Annotated in this window: 18 protein-coding genes; 15 read left to right on the top strand and 3 right to left on the bottom strand. The window is 66.0% G+C overall.

The features are described 5' to 3' along the window. Nucleotides 1–16: 16 nt before the first annotated feature. Entirely contained in the window at nucleotides 17–709 is a 693-nt protein-coding gene (locus AB0T83_RS01695; RefSeq protein ID WP_366190997.1) for an NUDIX hydrolase, read from the top strand. On the opposite strand, the gene AB0T83_RS01690 is transcribed toward AB0T83_RS01695, so the two are convergent. Beyond that, nucleotides 703–1,746: an aldo/keto reductase gene (locus tag AB0T83_RS01690; RefSeq protein WP_366190995.1), complete on the bottom strand. Its 1,044-nt coding sequence runs from the start codon at nucleotides 1,744–1,746 to the stop codon at nucleotides 703–705. The two genes, AB0T83_RS01695 and AB0T83_RS01690, sit on opposite strands and share 7 nt — an antisense overlap. Before the next feature lie 140 nt (nucleotides 1,747–1,886). Here AB0T83_RS01690 and AB0T83_RS01685 point away from each other — a divergent pair, with 140 nt between their 5' ends. The 10 genes from AB0T83_RS01685 to AB0T83_RS01640 all read left to right on the top strand — a co-directional run bounded on the left by AB0T83_RS01685 (nucleotide 1,887) and on the right by AB0T83_RS01640 (nucleotide 12,509). Next, the gene (locus tag AB0T83_RS01685; RefSeq protein ID WP_366190994.1) at nucleotides 1,887–2,480 is read left to right on the top strand and encodes an ImuA family protein; all 594 of its coding nucleotides are present in this window, start codon (nucleotides 1,887–1,889) and stop codon (nucleotides 2,478–2,480) included. 86 nt (nucleotides 2,481–2,566) lie between these two features. After that, on the top strand, nucleotides 2,567–3,136 hold the full coding sequence (locus AB0T83_RS01680) for a YceI family protein (RefSeq protein ID WP_366190992.1): 570 nt from the start codon (nucleotides 2,567–2,569) through the stop codon (nucleotides 3,134–3,136). 82 nt (nucleotides 3,137–3,218) lie between these two features. After that, nucleotides 3,219–4,937, top strand: a complete 1,719-nt coding sequence (gene metG, locus AB0T83_RS01675) for a methionine--tRNA ligase (protein ID WP_366190991.1) — start codon at nucleotides 3,219–3,221, stop codon at nucleotides 4,935–4,937. A 103-nt stretch (nucleotides 4,938–5,040) separates the two neighbouring features. Further along, on the top strand, nucleotides 5,041–6,642 hold the full coding sequence (locus tag AB0T83_RS01670; RefSeq protein ID WP_366190990.1) for a PAS domain-containing hybrid sensor histidine kinase/response regulator: 1,602 nt from the start codon (nucleotides 5,041–5,043) through the stop codon (nucleotides 6,640–6,642). Nucleotides 6,643–6,727: 85 nt separating this feature from the next. After that, a complete protein-coding gene (locus AB0T83_RS01665; RefSeq protein ID WP_366190989.1) occupies nucleotides 6,728–7,582 on the top strand; it encodes a UDP-2,3-diacylglucosamine diphosphatase in 855 nt (284 codons plus the stop codon). A 20-nt stretch (nucleotides 7,583–7,602) separates the two neighbouring features. Next, nucleotides 7,603–8,832 carry a BtaA family protein gene (locus AB0T83_RS01660; protein WP_366190987.1) on the top strand — a complete coding sequence of 410 codons (1,230 nt, stop codon included), beginning with the start codon at nucleotides 7,603–7,605 and terminating at the stop codon, nucleotides 8,830–8,832. A gap of 4 nt (nucleotides 8,833–8,836) precedes the next feature. Then, nucleotides 8,837–9,487 (top strand): class I SAM-dependent methyltransferase, encoded by a 651-nt coding sequence (locus tag AB0T83_RS01655; protein ID WP_366190986.1) that lies wholly within the window; start codon nucleotides 8,837–8,839, stop codon nucleotides 9,485–9,487. Between the two features lie 111 nt (nucleotides 9,488–9,598). Further along, nucleotides 9,599–10,819 carry an NAD-dependent epimerase/dehydratase family protein gene (locus AB0T83_RS01650; RefSeq protein ID WP_366190984.1) on the top strand — a complete coding sequence of 407 codons (1,221 nt, stop codon included), beginning with the start codon at nucleotides 9,599–9,601 and terminating at the stop codon, nucleotides 10,817–10,819. After that, a complete protein-coding gene (locus AB0T83_RS01645) occupies nucleotides 10,816–11,664 on the top strand; it encodes a glycosyltransferase (protein ID WP_366190983.1) in 849 nt (282 codons plus the stop codon). Before AB0T83_RS01650 ends, AB0T83_RS01645 begins: the two co-directional genes overlap by 4 nt. Continuing rightward, nucleotides 11,652–12,509 (top strand): NAD-dependent epimerase/dehydratase family protein, encoded by an 858-nt coding sequence (locus tag AB0T83_RS01640; RefSeq protein ID WP_366190981.1) that lies wholly within the window; start codon nucleotides 11,652–11,654, stop codon nucleotides 12,507–12,509. The genes AB0T83_RS01645 and AB0T83_RS01640 overlap by 13 nt, the downstream gene beginning before the upstream one ends. Here the strand turns inward: AB0T83_RS01640 and AB0T83_RS01635 are convergent. Both AB0T83_RS01635 and AB0T83_RS01630 read right to left on the bottom strand, forming a co-directional pair. After that, entirely contained in the window at nucleotides 12,506–13,228 is a 723-nt protein-coding gene (locus AB0T83_RS01635; RefSeq protein WP_366190979.1) for an RlmE family RNA methyltransferase, read from the bottom strand. The two genes, AB0T83_RS01640 and AB0T83_RS01635, sit on opposite strands and share 4 nt — an antisense overlap. A gap of 12 nt (nucleotides 13,229–13,240) precedes the next feature. After that, nucleotides 13,241–14,359, bottom strand: a complete 1,119-nt coding sequence (locus tag AB0T83_RS01630) for a Ppx/GppA phosphatase family protein (protein WP_366190977.1) — start codon at nucleotides 14,357–14,359, stop codon at nucleotides 13,241–13,243. A gap of 176 nt (nucleotides 14,360–14,535) precedes the next feature. Here AB0T83_RS01630 and AB0T83_RS01625 point away from each other — a divergent pair, with 176 nt between their 5' ends. The 4 genes from AB0T83_RS01625 to AB0T83_RS01610 are packed head-to-tail and all read left to right on the top strand — an operon-like array spanning nucleotide 14,536 to nucleotide 17,433. Beyond that, the gene (locus AB0T83_RS01625; protein ID WP_366190975.1) at nucleotides 14,536–14,832 is read left to right on the top strand and encodes a virulence factor; all 297 of its coding nucleotides are present in this window, start codon (nucleotides 14,536–14,538) and stop codon (nucleotides 14,830–14,832) included. 26 nt (nucleotides 14,833–14,858) lie between these two features. After that, on the top strand, nucleotides 14,859–15,803 hold the full coding sequence (locus AB0T83_RS01620) for a methylenetetrahydrofolate reductase (protein WP_435891132.1): 945 nt from the start codon (nucleotides 14,859–14,861) through the stop codon (nucleotides 15,801–15,803). Continuing rightward, a complete protein-coding gene (locus AB0T83_RS01615; protein ID WP_366190972.1) occupies nucleotides 15,803–16,477 on the top strand; it encodes an HAD family hydrolase in 675 nt (224 codons plus the stop codon). Before AB0T83_RS01620 ends, AB0T83_RS01615 begins: the two co-directional genes overlap by 1 nt. After that, a complete protein-coding gene (locus AB0T83_RS01610) occupies nucleotides 16,474–17,433 on the top strand; it encodes a methyltetrahydrofolate cobalamin methyltransferase (RefSeq protein WP_366190970.1) in 960 nt (319 codons plus the stop codon). The genes AB0T83_RS01615 and AB0T83_RS01610 overlap by 4 nt, the downstream gene beginning before the upstream one ends. Nucleotides 17,434–17,450: the final 17 nt, after the last annotated feature.

The raw sequence follows: 17,450 nt of genomic DNA, 5'->3' as shown, positions 1-17,450 counted from the left end.
CGCGGAGGGACCGGCCTTGGACAAGACCAAGATCCGCGATGCGGCCACGGTGATCCTGTATCGCAACCCGGCCGCGCCCGAGATCCTGATGGGCCAGCGCGGCGCGCGGGCGGCCTTCATGCCCAACAAGTTCGTGTTTCCGGGTGGCGCCGTGGATGCGGGCGACGCCGACATCCCGCTGGCCGGTCAGCCCAACGCCCTGTGCCGGTCCCGGCTGGCGGAAGACAGCGCCCCGGCCCTGCCTCATGCGCTTCTGACCGCCGCCATCCGCGAGATCTGGGAGGAAACCGGGCTGATTCTGGGCACCCCCGGTGACTGGCCCATGCCTGCACCGGACGACTGGAGGGATTTTGCCGCCACCGGCCATCTGCCCGACGCCAGCGCCCTGCGGTTCATCTTTCGCGCCATCACCCCGCCGGGACGGCCCCGGCGTTTCGATGCGCGGTTTTTCCTGGCCCCGGCCGAGGGGCTGGCCAGCGACCCGGATGACTTCAGCCGGGCCTCGGACGAATTGTCGAACCTGCAATGGATCCCGCTGCGGCAGGCCCGCGGCTTCGATCTGCCCTTCATCACCGAGGTGGTGCTGGCCGAAGTAGCCGCGCTGGTCGCGCGGAACGCCCCGCCCGAGAGCGTGCCCTTCTTCAACAACGATGACGAGGAAACCCTGTTCCTGCGCCTGAAAGGGCAGGAACAGGGACCGTCTCAATAGGGCATCGGGACGCTGCGGTGCGCGTCATTGATCGCCGTCAGCGCCTCGTCCGGCAGGCTGACCTCGATCCCGGCCAGAATGTGCGCCAGTTGCGCCGCCGAGGTGGCCCCGAAAATGGTCGAGGTCATGAACGGCCGGGCGCGGCAGAACGCCAGCGACATATGGGCCAGATCAAGACCATGGTCGCTGGCCAATGCGGCATAGATTTCCACCGCCTCCTGCGCGCGGTCGGTGAACCGCCCGCCCAGCTTGTTGGTGCCCACCGCAAGGCGCGAGCCTTCGGGACAGGCGCCGTCCCGGTATTTGCCCGTCAGCATCCCGCAGGCCAACGGCGAATAGGACAGCAGGCCGACCTGCTCGTTCGCGGTAACCTCGGCCAGATCGGTGTCGAACAGGCGGAACAGCAGCGAATATTCGTTCTGGATCGACACCATGCGCGGCGCGCCGATGGATTGGGCCGCTTCCAGCCACATCATCGTGCCCCAGGCGGATTCGTTGGACAGGCCCACGTGGCGGATGCGTCCGGCCTCCACATGCGACTTCAGCGCGCCCAGCGTGTCTTCCATATGCGCCAGCGTCTGGGCGCGATCCTGACCTGACGGGTCGAAGGTCCAGTTCTGGCGGAAGGCGTAAGAGCCGCGGTTGGGCCAGTGCAACTGGTACAGGTCCACATGGTCGGTCTGCAGCCGCGCCAGCGAGTCCTTCAGCGCCTTGTCCACCAGCTTGGACGAGATCGGCGCGCCCTCGTGGCAGATGCCGCCGGCACCGGCGATCTTGGTGGCCAGAACCACCTCGTCGCGGCGGCCGCTCGTGGCGATCCAGTTGCCGATGACCGTTTCGGTAAGGCCGGCGGTCTCGGCCCGCATTGGATTGACCGGATAGGCTTCGGCGGTGTCGATGAAGTTGATGCCGTGGTCCAGCGCCATGTCGATCTGGGTGTGGGCATCGGCTTCGGGGGTCTGCGTGCCCCAAGTCATGCTGCCAAGGCAAAGATCGGAGACCATCGTCTCGGTGCGGCCCAACGGATTCATTTTCATGTCTGTCCCCTCGTTAACGCTCACAGGCAGGTAGTCCGGGCGCGTCCGGGAAACAAGAACCCAAGGCCCCCGGACCGGATTTTGACCGGGATCTGCACGGCGGACTTGAGAACATATAAAGAACACTCTAAATTGACGGCATGGAACATCTTCGCCTGCACCGCGCGCCGCATCGCCCCGTCCCGCTTTTGCCGGTGATCGGAGAGATGGCGCTGATGCCCGGCCGCGCCCATGAGATCTGCGGCCCGGCCCGGCGCAGCCTGGCGCTGGAGGTGGCGGCGCGCACCGAAGGGCCGGTGATCTGGATCCGCCCCGAATGGCAGGCCGAACAGCTCAATCCCGAAGGCATCGGCGTGGCCGGTCTGCCGGGGCGGCTGATCTTCGTGCAGGCCAAGCGGGCCGAGGATCTGCTGTGGTGCCTTGAGGAAAGCCTGCGCTCGGGCGCGGTGGCGCTGGCGGTGGCGGAACTGCCCGGCCCGCCGCCGCTGACCCCGGTGCGCCGCCTGCATCTGGCCGCCGAAGCGGGGGCCGAGGCACGGGGCCGCGCGCCGCTGGGGCTGATCCTGACGCCCGGCGCGGGCGGCGCGGGCGGGGTGGAAAGCCGCTGGTCGCTGACCCCGACCCATACCGCCGATCGGCTGGGCTGGCGGCTGGAGCGGTTGCGCGCCCGCACCGCCCCGCCGGCCCGCTGGCAGCTGGACCATCTGCCCACCGCCGCCGCGGCGCTGATGTAGCGGCCCGGCCTCACGGCCACGCAACCACGCGCCGTGACACGAAAAAGTTTCCCCGACGCGGCCCGGTTCTGCGCTACCACTGATGCATGTCCCGACTGACCCGCCTGCTTGTCCTTCTGATCCTGCTCCCCCTTGGTCCGCTGCTGGCCGAGCCGCGCGACTATGCGCTGGATACCTCCAACTCGACGGTGGAATTCACCTACTCGCTGGGCGGCACCCCCGGCACCGGCACCATGCCGGTCGTCCGCGCCGATCTGCGGCTGGATTTCGACCGGGTGGCCAACTCGCGCGCGGTGGTCGAACTGGACGCCGCCCGCAGCCGCACCAACGTCGGCTTCGTCACGCAGGCGCTGAAATCGCCGCAAGTACTGGACACCGCCCGCTTTCCCATCATCCGCTTCGTCTCGCGCAGGGTCACGGCCCTTACGGGCGGCGCGCGGATCACCGGCGATGTCACCCTGCGCGGCGTCACCCGCCCGCTGGTGCTGGACGCGCAGATCTATCGCCAGCGCGGCACCGGAGCGGGCGACCTGAGCCGACTGTCGGTGCTGCTGACCGGCCAGATCCGGCGCAGCGATTTCGGGGCATCCGGCTACAGCGATCTGGTCGGCGATGTGGTCGGGTTGCGCATCCTTGCGCGGATCGAGGCGCCCTGACCCTCCACGCCATCTGGCCCTTGCCGCAAAGCTGCGTTACACGGGCGCGGTCGGGCAACGGCAGCAGATGGGACAGCGACCAATGGCACGAATTCTGATCACTTCGGCGATCCCCTATATCAATGGGATCAAGCATCTGGGCAATCTGGTGGGCAGCCAGTTGCCGGCCGATCTCTATGCCCGCTACCAGCGTGCCCGCGGCAACGAAGTCATGTTCCTTTGCGCCACCGACGAACACGGCACCCCCGCCGAACTGGCCGCCGCCAAGGCCGGCCAACCGGTGGCCGAATATTGCGCCGCGATGCACAAGACCCAATCGGCGCTGGCCGAAGGGTTCCGCCTGTCTTTCGATCACTTCGGACGCTCCTCCAGCCCGCAGAACCACAAGCTGACCCAGTATTTCGCGGGCCGGCTGGCCGACAACGGGCTGATCGAGGAAGTCAGCGAGCGTCAGGTCTATTCCCACGCCGATGGCCGCTTCCTGCCCGACCGCTATATCGAGGGAACCTGCCCCAACTGCGGCTATGACAAGGCGCGCGGCGACCAGTGCGAGAATTGCACCAAGCAGCTGGATCCCACCGACCTGATCGACCCGCGCTCGGCCATTTCCGGCTCGACCGACCTTGAAGTGCGCGAGACCAAGCATCTGTACCTGCGCCAGTCCGCCCTGAAGGATGATCTGGACGCCTGGATCTCCTCCAAGACCGATTGGCCGGTGCTGACCACCTCGATCGCCAAGAAATGGCTGCACGACGGCGACGGCCTGCAGGATCGCGGCATCACCCGCGATCTGGATTGGGGCGTGCCGGTCAAACGCGGCGAGGCCGACTGGCCCGGCATGGAAGGCAAGGTTTTCTACGTCTGGTTCGACGCCCCCATCGAATATATCGCGGCCAGCGCCGAATGGGCCGAGGCCAACGGCAAGACCGAGGTCGACTGGGAACGCTGGTGGCGCACCGACAAGGGTGCCGACGACGTGCGCTATGTGCAGTTCATGGGCAAGGACAACGTGCCGTTCCACACGCTCAGCTTCCCGGCGACGATCAAGGGCTCGGGCGATCCGTGGAAGCTGGTGGATTACATCAAGTCCTTCAACTACCTGAACTACGATGGTGGTCAGTTCTCGACCAGCCAGGGGCGCGGCGTGTTCATGGATCAGGCGCTGGACATCCTGCCCAGCGACTACTGGCGCTGGTGGCTGCTCAGCCATGCGCCGGAAAACTCCGACAGCGAATTCACCTGGGAGAATTTCCAGACCAGCGTGAACAAGGATCTGGCCGATGTTCTGGGCAATTTCGTCAGCCGGATCACCAAGTTCTGCCGGTCGAAATTCGGCGAGGAAGTGCCTGCCGGCGGCACCTATGGCGACCGCGAAGAAGCGCTGATCGCGGCGCTGGAAACCCGCGTCGCCGCCTACCAAGACCACATGGACGCCATCGAGATCCGCAAGGCCGCCGCCGAATTGCGGGCGATCTGGGTGCTGGGCAACGAATACCTGCAGGACGCCGCCCCCTGGGCGCAGTTCAAGACCGACCCCGAGGCTGCCGCCGCTGTGGTCCGTCTGGCGCTGAACCTGATCGGGCTCTACGCGGCCTTGTCGGCGCCCTTCATCCCCGACGCCAGCGCCAAGCTGACCGAGGCGATGGCCCTGGGCGACAGCCCCTGGCCCGAGGATGTGCGCAAGGCACTGGACCGGATGCAGCCCGGCCATGCCTTCACCGTGCCCGAGGTCCTGTTCGCCAAGATCGCGGACGAGGATCGCGAGGATTGGCAAGCGCGGTTCTCGGGCGTGCGCGACTAAGGTCGGGCGCTCCGCTTCTGGACAACTTGCCGCAGTCCCGGCATAGTAGCGGACGCGACGGGTCCGTTTGCGGGCAGCCACCGTCGCCGGTGCGGGAGTGGAAATGAAGCGTGTCTTGTTGAACCAGTGGACCGGCAATTCGGACGCAGCCTTCGACGCATTCTTCGATCAGGCCCCCATCTACATGATTTCCGTCGACGCCGACTGGCGCGTCGTGCGGGTCAGCGAGTTCATGGCCGAAGCCCTGGGCTATGCCGCCGACGAGATGATCGGCAAACCCTCGTTCGATTTCCTGACGCCGGACAGCCAGGCCAAGGCGCTGGCGCAGGTCGAGCAGGAATTTCGCGCCCGCGGCACCATGGACGGGGCCGAGTATGAATTCCGGCGCAAGGACGGCACCGCCCTGCCTGTGGTGCTGTCGGCCAAGGCGCATATGGGCACCGATGGCCGCATCAAGCGGGCGCTGGCGGTGATGTACGACAACTCCGAGGCCCGCGCGACCCAGGCCGCCCTGCGCGCCGCCATCGCCGAGGCCGAAGAGGCCAGCAAGGCCAAGTCCCGTTTCCTGGCCGCCATGAGCCACGAGATCCGCACGCCGATGAATGCCATTCTCGGCTTCACCCAACTGCTGAAGATGTCGGGGCTGGACGACCGCCGCCAAAGCCATGTCGACGCGATCCAGAGTGCGGGCAGCACCCTGATGAAGATGCTCAACGACCTGCTGGATCTCAGCCAGATCGAAACCGGACAGTTGAAGGTCGCGCGCGAGATCTTCGATCTGGACTGTTTCCTGGCGCAGATCGCCGACTGGTGGCAGACCGGCGCCAACGAAAAGGGTCTGCGGATGCGGATCGCCAAGGATCAGGGCCTGCCCGCCCGGATTATCTCGGACCGCTCGCGCATCCAGCAGGTGCTGAACAACTATCTGGCCAACGCGGTGAAATACACCCGTGAAGGCCGCATCACCCTGTCGGTCGAAGAGGTCGCCCGTGACGGCGACCGCATGACCATCCGCTTCGAGGTCGACGACACCGGTCCTGGCATGACCGAAGACCAGGTGGCGCAGCTGTTCCGCCCCTTCGTGCAGGTCGGCTCGGGGTTTTCCAACACCTCCACCGGCTGGGGGCTGGGCCTGTCGATCTGTCACGAGATCGCCACCGCGATGGAGGCCAAGGTCGGCGTGCAATCGCGGCCCGGCGAAGGCTCGACCTTCTTCTTCGAACTGGATGTCGGGTATGAATGCGCCGACACGGCCGCAGACAAGGCCAAATCGGTGCCGACCATCGTCGATCCCGAACCACGTCCCGCCGGGCTGGATATCCTCGTGGCCGAAGACAACGACATGAGCCGCGCCCTGATGCAGGATCTGCTGACCGAGTTGGGCCACCGGGTGACCATCGCCGAGAACGGGCTGCATGCGGTCAACGCGGTCAAGCGCAAGAAGTTCGATCTGGTCATCATGGACGTGATGATGCCGCATATGGACGGCATCAAGGCGACCAAGGAAATCCGCGATGCGGGCCCCATCGGCGAGGTGCCGATCATCGGCTGTTCGGCGCATGTGCGCGACCAGAACAGCTATCTCAGCGCCGGCATGGATGCCTTCCTGCCCAAGCCGTTCGAACGCACCCGGCTCGAGGCGCTGCTGTCGCGCTATTCCCGCAGCCGCCCCCGTGGCGGGCTCCGGCCCGGCAAGCGCGCCTGACCCGGCCGGGCATGCTTCGGCAAGGAGCCGCCTGCGTCACCCTTTGTCATGGTTGCGTCACCATCCTTGGCGTATGGGCTGAGCCATGACGCCCGATGCTCCTTCCCGCCGGCCCCGGTATCGCACGCTTTTCCTGTCCGACATTCACCTCGGAACGCGGGGCTGCCAGGCCGACATGCTGCTGGATTTCCTGCGCAGCCACGACGCGGACAAGATCGTTCTGGTCGGCGACATTTTCGACGGCTGGCGGCTGCGGCGCGGCTGGCACTGGCCGCAATCGCACAACAACGTCATCGAGGCGCTGCTGGCCAAGGCCCATGCCGGGGTGCCCATCGTCTACATCCCCGGCAACCATGACGAGATCATGCGCAGCTATGTGGGCACCCATTTCGGCGGCATCGAGGTCAAGATCACCCATGAGCATCTGACCGCCGACGGGCGGCGCTTTCTGGTGACCCATGGCGACCAGTACGACGTGGTGGTGCTGAACGCTAAATGGCTCGCCCACCTGGGGGACCGCGCTTATAAATTCGTGCTGGGGGCCAACACATGGCTCAACCGGGTGCGGCGGTTGTGGGGCGGGCAATACTGGTCGCTGTCCAACTGGGCCAAGCAGACCGTCAAGCGCGCGGTGAACTTCATCGGCGAATACGAATCCGTGCTGGCCGATGAGGCCGCGCGCGGCGGCTATGACGGGATCATCTGCGGCCATATTCACAAGGCCGAGCTGACCCAGGTCGGCGATGTGGAATACGTCAATTGCGGCGACTGGGTGGAAAGCTGCACCGCCATTGTCGAACTTCCCGACGGCACGCTGAAGCTGATCGACTGGGCCCGCAAGACCCGCCAGGCCAACCATCGCCGCAAGCTGAAGGCCAAGGCGTCCGAACGCGGCGCGCTTTCCCACGACAAGACCCAAGACTCCGAACCCGCCGCCTGAGCGGCCATGAAAGGCATCCCATGACGCAAACCGATCTCGCCCGTGTGCAGTTGGGCGGCGCCGTTCACCAGAATTCTGCGCTCAGCCGCACCGGATTGCAGGAACGGGTGTTCTCGAAACTGTTCCAGGGGCTTGTCTATGCCCAGATCTGGGAAGACCCGGTGGCCGACATGGTCGGTCTGGACCTCGGGCCCGAGGACAACATCGTCTGCATCGCCTCGGGCGGCTGCAACCTGATGTCCTATCTGACCGCCAGCCCGGCCTCGATCACGGCGGTGGATCTGTCGCCGGCGCATGTGGCGCTGGTGCGGCTGAAACTGGCCGCCGCACAAACCCTGCCCGATCATCGCACATTCTATGACTTTCTGGGCCATGCGGACAAGGACAGTAACATCGCGCTCTATCGCGAATTCATCGCGCCGGTGCTGGATGCCGAAAGCCGCCGCTGGTGGGACAGCAAGCAGGGTCTGCTGGGCCGGCGCATCAACATGTTCCGCCGGGGGCTGTATCGCCATGGCGCGCTGGGACGGTTCATCGCCGCCATGCACGCTGTGTCTCGGCTGGGGGGCGTGAACTATGCGCCGCTTCTGGCCGCGACCTCGCTGGACCAGCAGCGCGCCTTCTTCGACGCCGAGATCGCGCCGCTGTTCGCCAACAAGGCGGTGCGCGTGCTGGCCCGGCAACGGGCGGCGCTGTTCGGGCTGGGCATCCCCCCCGCGCAGTTCGAGAAACTGGCCCGCGACGGCGGCGGTGACATCGTGCCGGTGCTGAAGGAACGCACCCGCAAGCTGATGTGCGATTTTCCCATCCAGGAGAATTACTTTGCCTGGGCCGCGTTCAACCGGGGCTACAAGGACGACGGCACCGGCCCGGTTCCACCCTATCTGGAAGCCGCGCATTTCGACGCCGTGCGCAAGGGCGCGGCCCGTGCCACCGTGGTCAACCGCTCGCTCACCGACATGCTGGCCGGTCTGCCCGAGGCCAGCAAGCAAGCCTATGTGCTGCTGGACGCACAGGACTGGATGACCGACGCGCAACTCAACGCGCTGTGGACCCAGATCACCCGCACCGCCACCCCCGGCGCCCGCGTGCTGTTCCGCACCGGCGGCACCCCGGACATCCTGCCGGGCCGCGTCGCCCCGGCCCTTCTGGACCGCTGGACCTATCATCCGGATCTGTCGCGCCGGATGTGGGAGCAGGACCGCTCGGCGATCTATGGCGGCGTGCATCTTTACACGTTCGACGGATAGGCCGATGAGCACGCACAGCCACGACCAGTTGATGGATCAGGTCTATCGCTACCAGCGGTATGTCTACGACGTGACTCGCAAATATTACCTTCTGGGCCGCGACCAGTTGATCGCCGATCTGGACGTGCCCCCCGGCGGATCGGTGCTTGAGGTCGCCTGCGGCACCGGGCGCAATCTGGTGAAGATCGGCCGGAGCCATCCCGAGGCCCGGCTTTACGGTCTGGATATTTCCAGCGAAATGCTGACCACCGCGCGCGCCAGCCTGAGCCGCGCCGGTATGGCCGAGCGCGCCAGATTGATACAGGCGGATGCCTGCGCCTTCGACCCCGACGCAGGCTTTGGCCAGGCGCAATTCGACCGCATCGTGTTGAGTTATTCGCTGTCGATGATCCCCGACTGGCAAGGCGCCCTGCGCGAATCCCTGCGCCACCTTGCCCCCGGCGGGCAGTTGCACGTGGTGGACTTCGGCCAGTCCGGGCAGCTTCCGAGTTGGTTTTTCAAAGGCTTGCAGGCCTGGCTGGAGAAATTCCACGTCACCCCCCGCGCCGATCTGGAACAGGTTCTGACCGGGTTGGCGCGCGACACCGGCGGGACTGCCCGCGTGCACCACATGTTTCGCGGTTATGCGGTCTTGGGAACAATCACCCACAATTGATACACCTTCTGTCGCATTTGTTTCATTCGACATTGGCGCCATCATCGCCTAGCCCAAGATAAGACGCGGGGCGACCCCGGCCCCGGTGACCGAAGGAAACGGAGCGTACCCATGAAGATCGCGGTTCTGGGCGGAGACGGATTTGTCGGCTGGCCCACGGTTCTGCACCTGTCCCATCAGGGGCACGAGGTGCACATCATCGACAACCTCTCGCGCCGCTGGATCGACACCGAACTGGGCGTGCAGTCGCTGACCCCCATGGACAGCATTCAGGAGCGTTGCCGGATCTGGAAAGAGGTCTCGGGCGAGACCCTTCAATTCCACCTGATCGATCTGGCCAGGGAATACGACCGCCTGTGCGACTGGCTGCGAGACCATCGCCCTGACGCCGTGATCCATTTCGCCGAACAGCGCGCCGCGCCCTATTCGATGAAGACGGATCGCCACAAGAGTTACACCGTCAACAACAATGTCGGGGCCACCCACAACCTGCTGAACGCACTGGTGGAAACCGGCATCGACGCGCATCTGGTGCATCTGGGCACCATGGGCGTCTACGGCTATTCCTCGGTCGGCGCGGCCATCCCCGAAGGCTATCTGGATGTCGAGATCGAGAATCTTGACGGCGAGAAGAAAGGGATGGAGATCCTCTATCCCACCCGCCCCGGCTCGATCTACCACATGACCAAGAGCCTCGATCAGATCCTGTTCCAGTTCTATGCCCAGAACGACGGGCTGCGGATCACCGACCTGCATCAGGGCATCGTCTGGGGCACCCATACCGATCAGACCCGGCGGCATGCACAGCTGATCAACCGGTTCGACTATGACGGCGACTATGGCACCGTGCTGAACCGGTTTCTCATTCAGGCCGCCATCGACTATCCGTTGACCGTGCATGGCACCGGCGGTCAGACCCGCGCCTTCATCCACATCCAGGACAGCGTGCGCTGCATCGATCTGGCCCTTGGCGATGCGCCGCAAACGGGCGACCGGGTGAAGATCTTCAACCAGATGACCGAAACCCACCGCGTGCGCGATCTGGCCGAGATGATCGCCCGCTTGACCGGGGCGCGGGTTGCCTATCTGCCAAACCCGCGCAAGGAAGCCGCCGAGAACGATCTGATCGTGAAGAACGACCAGTTCCTGGCCCTTGGCCTGACCCCCACGACATTGGCCGAAGGGCTGCTGGGCGAGGTGGTCGAGGTGGCGAAGAAATACGCCCATCGCATCGACCGCAGCCGCGTGCCCGCCGTCTCGGCCTGGACCCGCGACATTGCCACCCGCGTGGTGGACGACCCCGAGGGCCGGAAGCTGAAATCGGTCTCGTGAGCACCCCCGGCCTGCACGCCAACCGCCCGGCCCGCGCGGATCGGGCCTTTGTGACGCTGGTCACCAACGCCGATTATGCGCTGGGGGCCAGGGCGCTGATGCGCTCGATCATGCGGACCGGCACCACGGCGGATCTGGTGGTTCTTCACACCGGCGGCGTGGCCGAGGCCGATCTGGCCCCGCTGGCGGCCATGGGGGTGCGGCTGGTGCGCACCGAACTTCTGCCAACCTCGGATGCATTCAATGCCCGTCACGCCCGCAAGGCCCTGCACGGCGTGGCCCCCTTCACCAAGGGCGAGAAGCCCAGCTTCCACACCCCGCTGGACAATTTCGCCAAGCTGCGCCTATGGCAGCTGGAGGACTATTCCGATGTGGTGTTTCTGGACGCGGATACGCTGATGCTGGCCAATTGCGACGCGCTGTTTGCTTATCCCGAGTTCTGCGCCGCCCCCAATGTCTATGAGAGCCTTGCGGATTTGCACCGGATGAATTCGGGCGTGTTCACCGCCAAACCCTCGCAGGACACCTTCGCCGCGATGTTGGCGGCGCTGGACCGGGATGAAGTCTTCTGGCGGCGGACCGACCAGACCTTCCTGCAGCATTTCTTCCCCGACTGGCACGGGCTGCCGGTGACCTACAACATGTTGCAATACGTCTGGTTCAACCTGCCCGATCTGTGGGACTGGGACAGCGTGAAAATCCTGCATTATCAGTACGAAAAGCCCTGGCAGATACCGCATCCCAAGGCGGACAGGCTGAAGCCGCTGATCGACCTGTGGCACGCCTATGCCAGCGACGGGCCGGTGCCAAAGCTTTCCGATCTGCCCTGCCCATGCGTCTGCTGATCACCGGCGGCACCGGCTATCTGGGGCGCTTTGTCGTGACCGAGGCGCTGGCAGCCGGGGATCACATCACCCTTCTGTCGCGCCGCCGTCCCGAGGGCGGCACCGGATGGATCCCCTTCGATCTGGCCACCCCGCCCGCCGACCTGCCCACCGCCGACGCGCTGATCCATTGCGCCTTCGACCATCTGCCCGGCCGCTACCGGGGCGGCGAAGGCGATGATCGGCAGGGGTTTCTGACCCGCAACCACGACGGCTCGGTTGCGCTGTTCCAGGCCGCGCGGGCGGCGGGGATCGGGCGGGTGATCTTCCTGTCCTCGCGCGCAGTCTATGGCGCCTACCCGCGTCCGACCTTGTTGACCGAGGATCTGCCGCCGCGTCCCGACACGCTGTATGGCCAGATGAAATGGCAGGTGGAGCAAGCTTTCGTCGGGATGCGCACGCCCGGCTTTTGCCCGGTCAGCCTGCGCGCCACCGGGGTCTATGGCGCCCCGACATTGGGCGGCTGGCACAAATGGGCCGATCTTTTCGCTGATTTCACGGCCGGTAAATCCCTCGCGCCGCGACAGGGTACCGAGGTTCATGGCGCCGATCTGGCCGCAGCCCTGCGCCTGTGCCTGACCGCCCCGGCATCGCGCGTGGCGGCCCGCACCTTCAATGTCTCGGACATCCTGCTGGACCAGCGGGAACTTCTGGCCGCCTATGCCGCCCGGCAGGGTTTGCGACACCCCTTGCCTGCTGCCGCGCCTCCGCCCGGCCCTAACGTCATGGACTGCACCGCCCTGCGCACCCTTGGCTGGCGGCCTGGCGGCTGGGCGCAGTTGCAGCGATTTCTGGACAGCCTCTAGTCCGCTTCCGGTTCCGGCATCCCCTTGAAGCCGGTGGCCACCACGAATTTCTCGGAACTGTCGGACCGGGACGCGGGCGGCTTCACGTTGGCAACCTTGGTGAAACGCTTTTTCAGCAGGGACTGAAGCTCGCTTTCCGCGCCACCGGCCAGCACCTTGGCGACAAAGGTGCCGCCCTCTTCCAGAACGTCGAAGGCCAGTTGGGCGGCGGCTTCGCACAGGGCCACGATGCGCAAATGATCGGTCTGCTTGTGGCCGGAGCTGGCGGCGGCCATATCCGACATCACAACATCCGCAGGCCCGCCCAGCCAGTCCTTGACCAGATCGTCGGCACCATCGGCAAGGAAGTCCAGCACGTGGATCTCGGCGCCGGGGATCGGTTCGACCTCTTGCAGGTCCAGCCCGATGACCCGCCCCACCTTCTTGCCCTGTTTCTCACCCAGCGAATTAACCCGCCGCACCGCGACCTGGCACCAGCCGCCGGGCGCACAGCCCAGATCGACGACACGCGCGCCGGGCACCAGGAAGCGGTACTTGTCGTCCAGTTCCAGGATCTTGAACGCCGCCCGTCCGCGATAGCCCTCGGCCTTCGCCCGCTGGACGTAAGGATCGTTCAACTGCCGCTCCAGCCAGCGCGTCGAGGACAGCTTGCGCCCCCGTGCCGTCTTGACCCGCACCCGCAAGTCGCGCATGCCGCGCCCGCTTGTATTCTTAACCATTGGTCTTGCCTCTCAGCCTTGGGCCTGTTCGTGGCCTCTGGGCGAAAACAGCCCGTCTGCGCTCATCTGTGCATAAAGCAGCCCCTCGCGCAGGCCCCGGTCCGCCACCGACAGCCGGTCGGTGGGCCACAGCCGCATCAGCGCCTGCAGGATCGCCGCACCGGGCATGATCAGCGTGTGCCGGTCGCGCCCGATGCGGGGATCGCTGCGCCGTCCGTCCGGACCCAGCCGCAGGTAGTCGTGGATCACCGCGTCGATCTGGTCGGAACTCAGCACCAGCCCATCCACCAGCGACCGGTCATAGCGGCGCAGCCCCAGATGCGAGGCCGCCACCGTGGTCACCGTGCCCGAGGTGCCGACGATCTGGAATCCGGCGCGGGTGTGATCCTTGGTGTAGGGCGAAAAATCGGCCAGGTGTTCCTCGAAGAACCAGCTCATCAGCGCGAAGGCCCCGGCGTCGTCTTCCACATCCGAAAACTTGTCGCGCAGGGTCGCCACTCCCAGCGGCACCGAGATCCAGTCCACCACCCGCACCCCGTTGCTGAGATCGGCAAAGGACTGTTTGTGCATCGCGAGGATCGCCGCCGACCGGCCCCCGGCCGGTACTGCCGACAGGTCGATCCAGACCAGTTCGGTCGAGCCGCCGCCGATGTCCACCACCAGGAGCTGCTCCGAAGTTTCCTGCACCAGCGGGCCGCAACTGACGACCGCAAGCCGCGCTTCTTCCTCGGGCGTGATGACATCCAGCGTCAGTCCGGTTTCGCGCCGCACCTGATTGATGAAGGCATTGCCGTTGCGGGCGCGGCGGCAGGCTTCGGTGGCCACCAGCCGCATCCGCGTAACGCCGTGCTGTTCCAGCTTGCGGCGGCAAACGCGCAGCGCCTGCACCGTGCGTTTGACGGATATGCGGGAGAGGGCACCGGAGGCTTCCAGCCCGGCCCCCAACTGGACAGCCTTGGAAAAGCTGTCGATCACGCGCAACTGGTCGCCCTCGGCACGGGCGATCAGCATACGACAACTGTTCGTCCCCAGATCGAGCGCGGCATAGGGCTCTCTGGAAACGGGAGACGCACCGGCGGGCTCGACCGTTTTCGGGATCGCCGCCGTGCGCCTCGAACGCCTGGGCGTCATCTGCGCCCTCCATTGCTAGTTGATCCCAACTTAAGCGTGACACTTCTGCGACGCAAGCGCGCATGATCGGCCGCAGCCGCGAACAAGGTCGCGGAACATGGCCGCTGTGTCGAAATCCGACCTTTGCGGCAACGGGCGGTCTGATACCGCTGGGCCAGGTTCAACGGGTGTCGTTCATGGCAGATGTGATCATCGTTTACTGGCGCGATATCCCCGCGCAGGTCATTGTGGGGCGGGGGCGGCGCGGGGTGAAACGCGCCCTGCCCGAACGGTTCGAACAGGCCATCGACCGGGCCGCGATGAAGGCGGGCATGGCGGGCACCGACGATTACCTTGCGCAATGGCGCAAGGCCGACCCGATCGCCGTTGACGGCGATGACACCACCGCCGCCGACGCTACTGCCGCGGCGCTGGACGCCGAATTTGATACCGCGCGCCTGAAGGCGCTGATCGACAACCACGGCTGGGCATGAGCCCAAGGACCATCTGGGAGAAAGCCATGGCGCTTCTGAACTTCAAACCTCGGGCCACCGCCGCTGCGGCGCAATTGCCGCGTGCCTCGGGCCAGCTTGAGGCGTTGTTGGACGGGTTCTCGATCGAGGTGATGCCGCGCACCGCCGAGAAGGTCGAGGATTTCCGCGCCCTGCTGCCCGCCGGCACCCGCGTCTACATCGCCCATATCGACGGCACCCCGATCGAGGACATGGTGACCACCGCCGCCCGTCTGGCGCGCGACGGCTTTGCGGTGATGCCGCATTTCCCGGCCCGGATCATCCGCGACAAGGCCATGCTGGCCGACTGGATCGCCCGTTATCAGGGCGAGGCCGGGGTCGATCAGGCGCTGCTGCTGGCCGGCGGCGTGGCCGATCCGAAGGGCGACTTCCACTGCTCGATGCAACTGATGGAAACCGGGCTGTTCGACAAGGCCGGGTTCAAACGCCTGCACGTGGCGGGCCACCCCGAGGGCAGCCGCGACATCGACCCCGACGGCGGCAACAAGATGGTGATGGAGGCGCTGCGCTGGAAACAGGCATTCGCCCAACGCACCGATGCAAAAATGGCCATCGCCACCCAGTTCTGTTTCGAGGCCGCCCCGGTCATCGCCTGGGCCAACCGCCTGGCCGCCGAAGGCATCGACCTGCCGATCCACATCGGCGTGGCCGGTCCCGCCAAGCTGCAAACCATGATCAAGTTCGCCATCACCTGCGGCGTCGGTCCCTCGCTGCGGGTGCTGCAACGGCGCGCGCGCGATGTGACCAAGCTGGTGCTGCCGTTCGAGCCCATCGATTTCCTGTCGGATCTGGCCGCCCACAAGGCCGCGCATCCGGACTTCACCATCGCGCGGGTGCATTTCTTCCCGCTGGGCGGCATCAAGACCACCTGCGACTGGACCCGCGCCCATGGCGGTGCCTCGGGCCAACCCGCCGCGATCGCCGCCGCCTGATGCCATCGCCCGTCCAGACCGCCGCGCTGCTGTTCGATCTGGACGGCACCTTGCTGCATTCCGATCCGCTGCACGCGCAGATCTTCATCGACCTGTTTGCCGCCCGGGGCGTTGCCATCGACACGGCCTATTACCTGCGCCACATGCACGGTCGTCTGAACGAGGATATCTTCACCGAGTTCTTCCCCGACGAGGATGCCGCGCAACTGTCATGGGACAAGGAAGCCGCCTTCCGCGACAAGCTGGGCGGCAAGGCCCCTGCCACCGCCGGCGCTGAAACCCTTCTGGCCCGCGCCCGCGCCGAGGGGCTGGGCCTTGCGGTCGTCACCAATGCGCCGCGTGTCAACGCCGAGGCCATGCTGGCCGCCATCGGTCTGGCCGACGCTTTCGACGCCATCATCATCGGCGACGAATGTGACCGGGGCAAACCGCATCCCGACCCGTATCTGGCCGCCATGGCGCAACTGAACGCCGATCCCGCCCGCTGCATCGCCTTTGAGGACAGCCCCTCGGGCGTGCGCGCGGCTGCGGCGTCGGGGGCGTATACCGTCGGGCTGGAAAGCTCGCTGGATGCCGACAGCCTGCGCGCTGCCGGTGCCGACATGACCATCACGGATTTCACTGCCCCCGCGCTCGGCCCCATGCTCGACCGCCTTACAGGAGCCCGCCCATGACCCGCACCGTTGTCGAGTCCCAGACCAAGACCGTCACCATCGGCTTTGACGAACCGTTCTGCGTCATTGGGGAACGCATCAACCCGACCGGCCGCAAGAAACTGGCCGCCGAACTGGAAGCCGGGGATTTCTCGACCGTCGAGCGGGACGCGCTGGAACAGGTGGCTTGCGGGGCGATGGTTCTGGATATCAACGCGGGCGTTGTCTACAACTCCAACCCCAACCCGAACGAGACCGAACCGCCGCTGATGACCGCCGTGATCGAACTGGTGCAAGGGCTGGTGGATGTGCCGCTGTGCATCGACAGCTCGGTTCCCGCCGCACTCGAGGCCGGGCTGGCCGCCGCGAAAGGCCGCCCCCTGCTGAACTCGGTCACCGGCGAGGAAGACCGGCTGGAACTGGTGCTGCCGCTGGTCAAGAAATACAACGTTCCGGTGGTGGCGATCTCGAACGACGACACCGGCATTTCGGAAGATCCCGACGTGCGGTTCGAGGTGGCCCGGAAGATCGTCCAGCGCGCCGCCGATTTCGGCATCCCCGCGCATGACATCGTGGTCGATCCGCTGGTGATGCCGGTCGGCGCCATGGGCAGTGCCGGGCAGCAGGTGTTCACGCTGGTGCGCAAGCTGCGCGAGGAACTGGGCGTCAACACCACCTGCGGCGCGTCGAACATCTCGTTCGGCCTGCCCAACCGCCACGGCATCAACGCCGCCTTCCTGCCCATGGCCATCGGCGCGGGCATGACAAGCGCCATCATGAACCCGGTGCGCCCGGTCGAGATGGAGGCGATCCGCGCCGCCAACTTCCTGATGAACCACGATCCCAACGGCAGCGAATGGATCCGCTTTGCCCGCGTGCTGGAGGCCACCCGCGAAGGCACGCCGTTTGCCGAAGCCTCGCAAGCTTCCCAGGCCGCCAGCGGCGGACGCGGCGGCCGCCGCCGCCGCCGGGCCTGAGCCTGCGCGCCCCGGTC

It is taken from the genome of Meridianimarinicoccus marinus, assembly GCF_040689105.1.
Lineage (GTDB): Bacteria > Pseudomonadota > Alphaproteobacteria > Rhodobacterales > Rhodobacteraceae > Meridianimarinicoccus > Meridianimarinicoccus marinus.
The sequence above is the reverse complement of the archived record's forward strand: the minus strand, read 5'-3'. Positions and strand labels throughout refer to the sequence as shown.

What these genes read in the sequence shown, in the direction of transcription:
- AB0T83_RS01685 (WP_366190994.1), top strand. Translation starts at nt 1,887, where the DNA reads ATGGAACATCTTCGCCTGCACCGCGCGCCGCATCGCCCCGTCCCGCTT.
- AB0T83_RS01690 (WP_366190995.1), bottom strand. Translation starts at nt 1,746, where the DNA reads ATGAAAATGAATCCGTTGGGCCGCACCGAGACGATGGTCTCCGATCTT.
- AB0T83_RS01640 (WP_366190981.1), top strand. Translation starts at nt 11,652, where the DNA reads ATGCGTCTGCTGATCACCGGCGGCACCGGCTATCTGGGGCGCTTTGTC.
- AB0T83_RS01660 (WP_366190987.1), top strand. Translation starts at nt 7,603, where the DNA reads ATGACGCAAACCGATCTCGCCCGTGTGCAGTTGGGCGGCGCCGTTCAC.
- AB0T83_RS01620 (WP_435891132.1), top strand. Translation starts at nt 14,859, where the DNA reads ATGGCGCTTCTGAACTTCAAACCTCGGGCCACCGCCGCTGCGGCGCAA.
- AB0T83_RS01650 (WP_366190984.1), top strand. Translation starts at nt 9,599, where the DNA reads ATGAAGATCGCGGTTCTGGGCGGAGACGGATTTGTCGGCTGGCCCACG.
- AB0T83_RS01680 (WP_366190992.1), top strand. Translation starts at nt 2,567, where the DNA reads ATGTCCCGACTGACCCGCCTGCTTGTCCTTCTGATCCTGCTCCCCCTT.
- AB0T83_RS01630 (WP_366190977.1), bottom strand. Translation starts at nt 14,359, where the DNA reads ATGACGCCCAGGCGTTCGAGGCGCACGGCGGCGATCCCGAAAACGGTC.
- AB0T83_RS01625 (WP_366190975.1), top strand. Translation starts at nt 14,536, where the DNA reads ATGGCAGATGTGATCATCGTTTACTGGCGCGATATCCCCGCGCAGGTC.
- AB0T83_RS01635 (WP_366190979.1), bottom strand. Translation starts at nt 13,228, where the DNA reads ATGGTTAAGAATACAAGCGGGCGCGGCATGCGCGACTTGCGGGTGCGG.
- AB0T83_RS01665 (WP_366190989.1), top strand. Translation starts at nt 6,728, where the DNA reads ATGACGCCCGATGCTCCTTCCCGCCGGCCCCGGTATCGCACGCTTTTC.
- AB0T83_RS01610 (WP_366190970.1), top strand. Translation starts at nt 16,474, where the DNA reads ATGACCCGCACCGTTGTCGAGTCCCAGACCAAGACCGTCACCATCGGC.
- AB0T83_RS01670 (WP_366190990.1), top strand. Translation starts at nt 5,041, where the DNA reads ATGAAGCGTGTCTTGTTGAACCAGTGGACCGGCAATTCGGACGCAGCC.
- metG (WP_366190991.1), top strand. Translation starts at nt 3,219, where the DNA reads ATGGCACGAATTCTGATCACTTCGGCGATCCCCTATATCAATGGGATC.
- AB0T83_RS01615 (WP_366190972.1), top strand. Translation starts at nt 15,803, where the DNA reads ATGCCATCGCCCGTCCAGACCGCCGCGCTGCTGTTCGATCTGGACGGC.
- AB0T83_RS01655 (WP_366190986.1), top strand. Translation starts at nt 8,837, where the DNA reads ATGAGCACGCACAGCCACGACCAGTTGATGGATCAGGTCTATCGCTAC.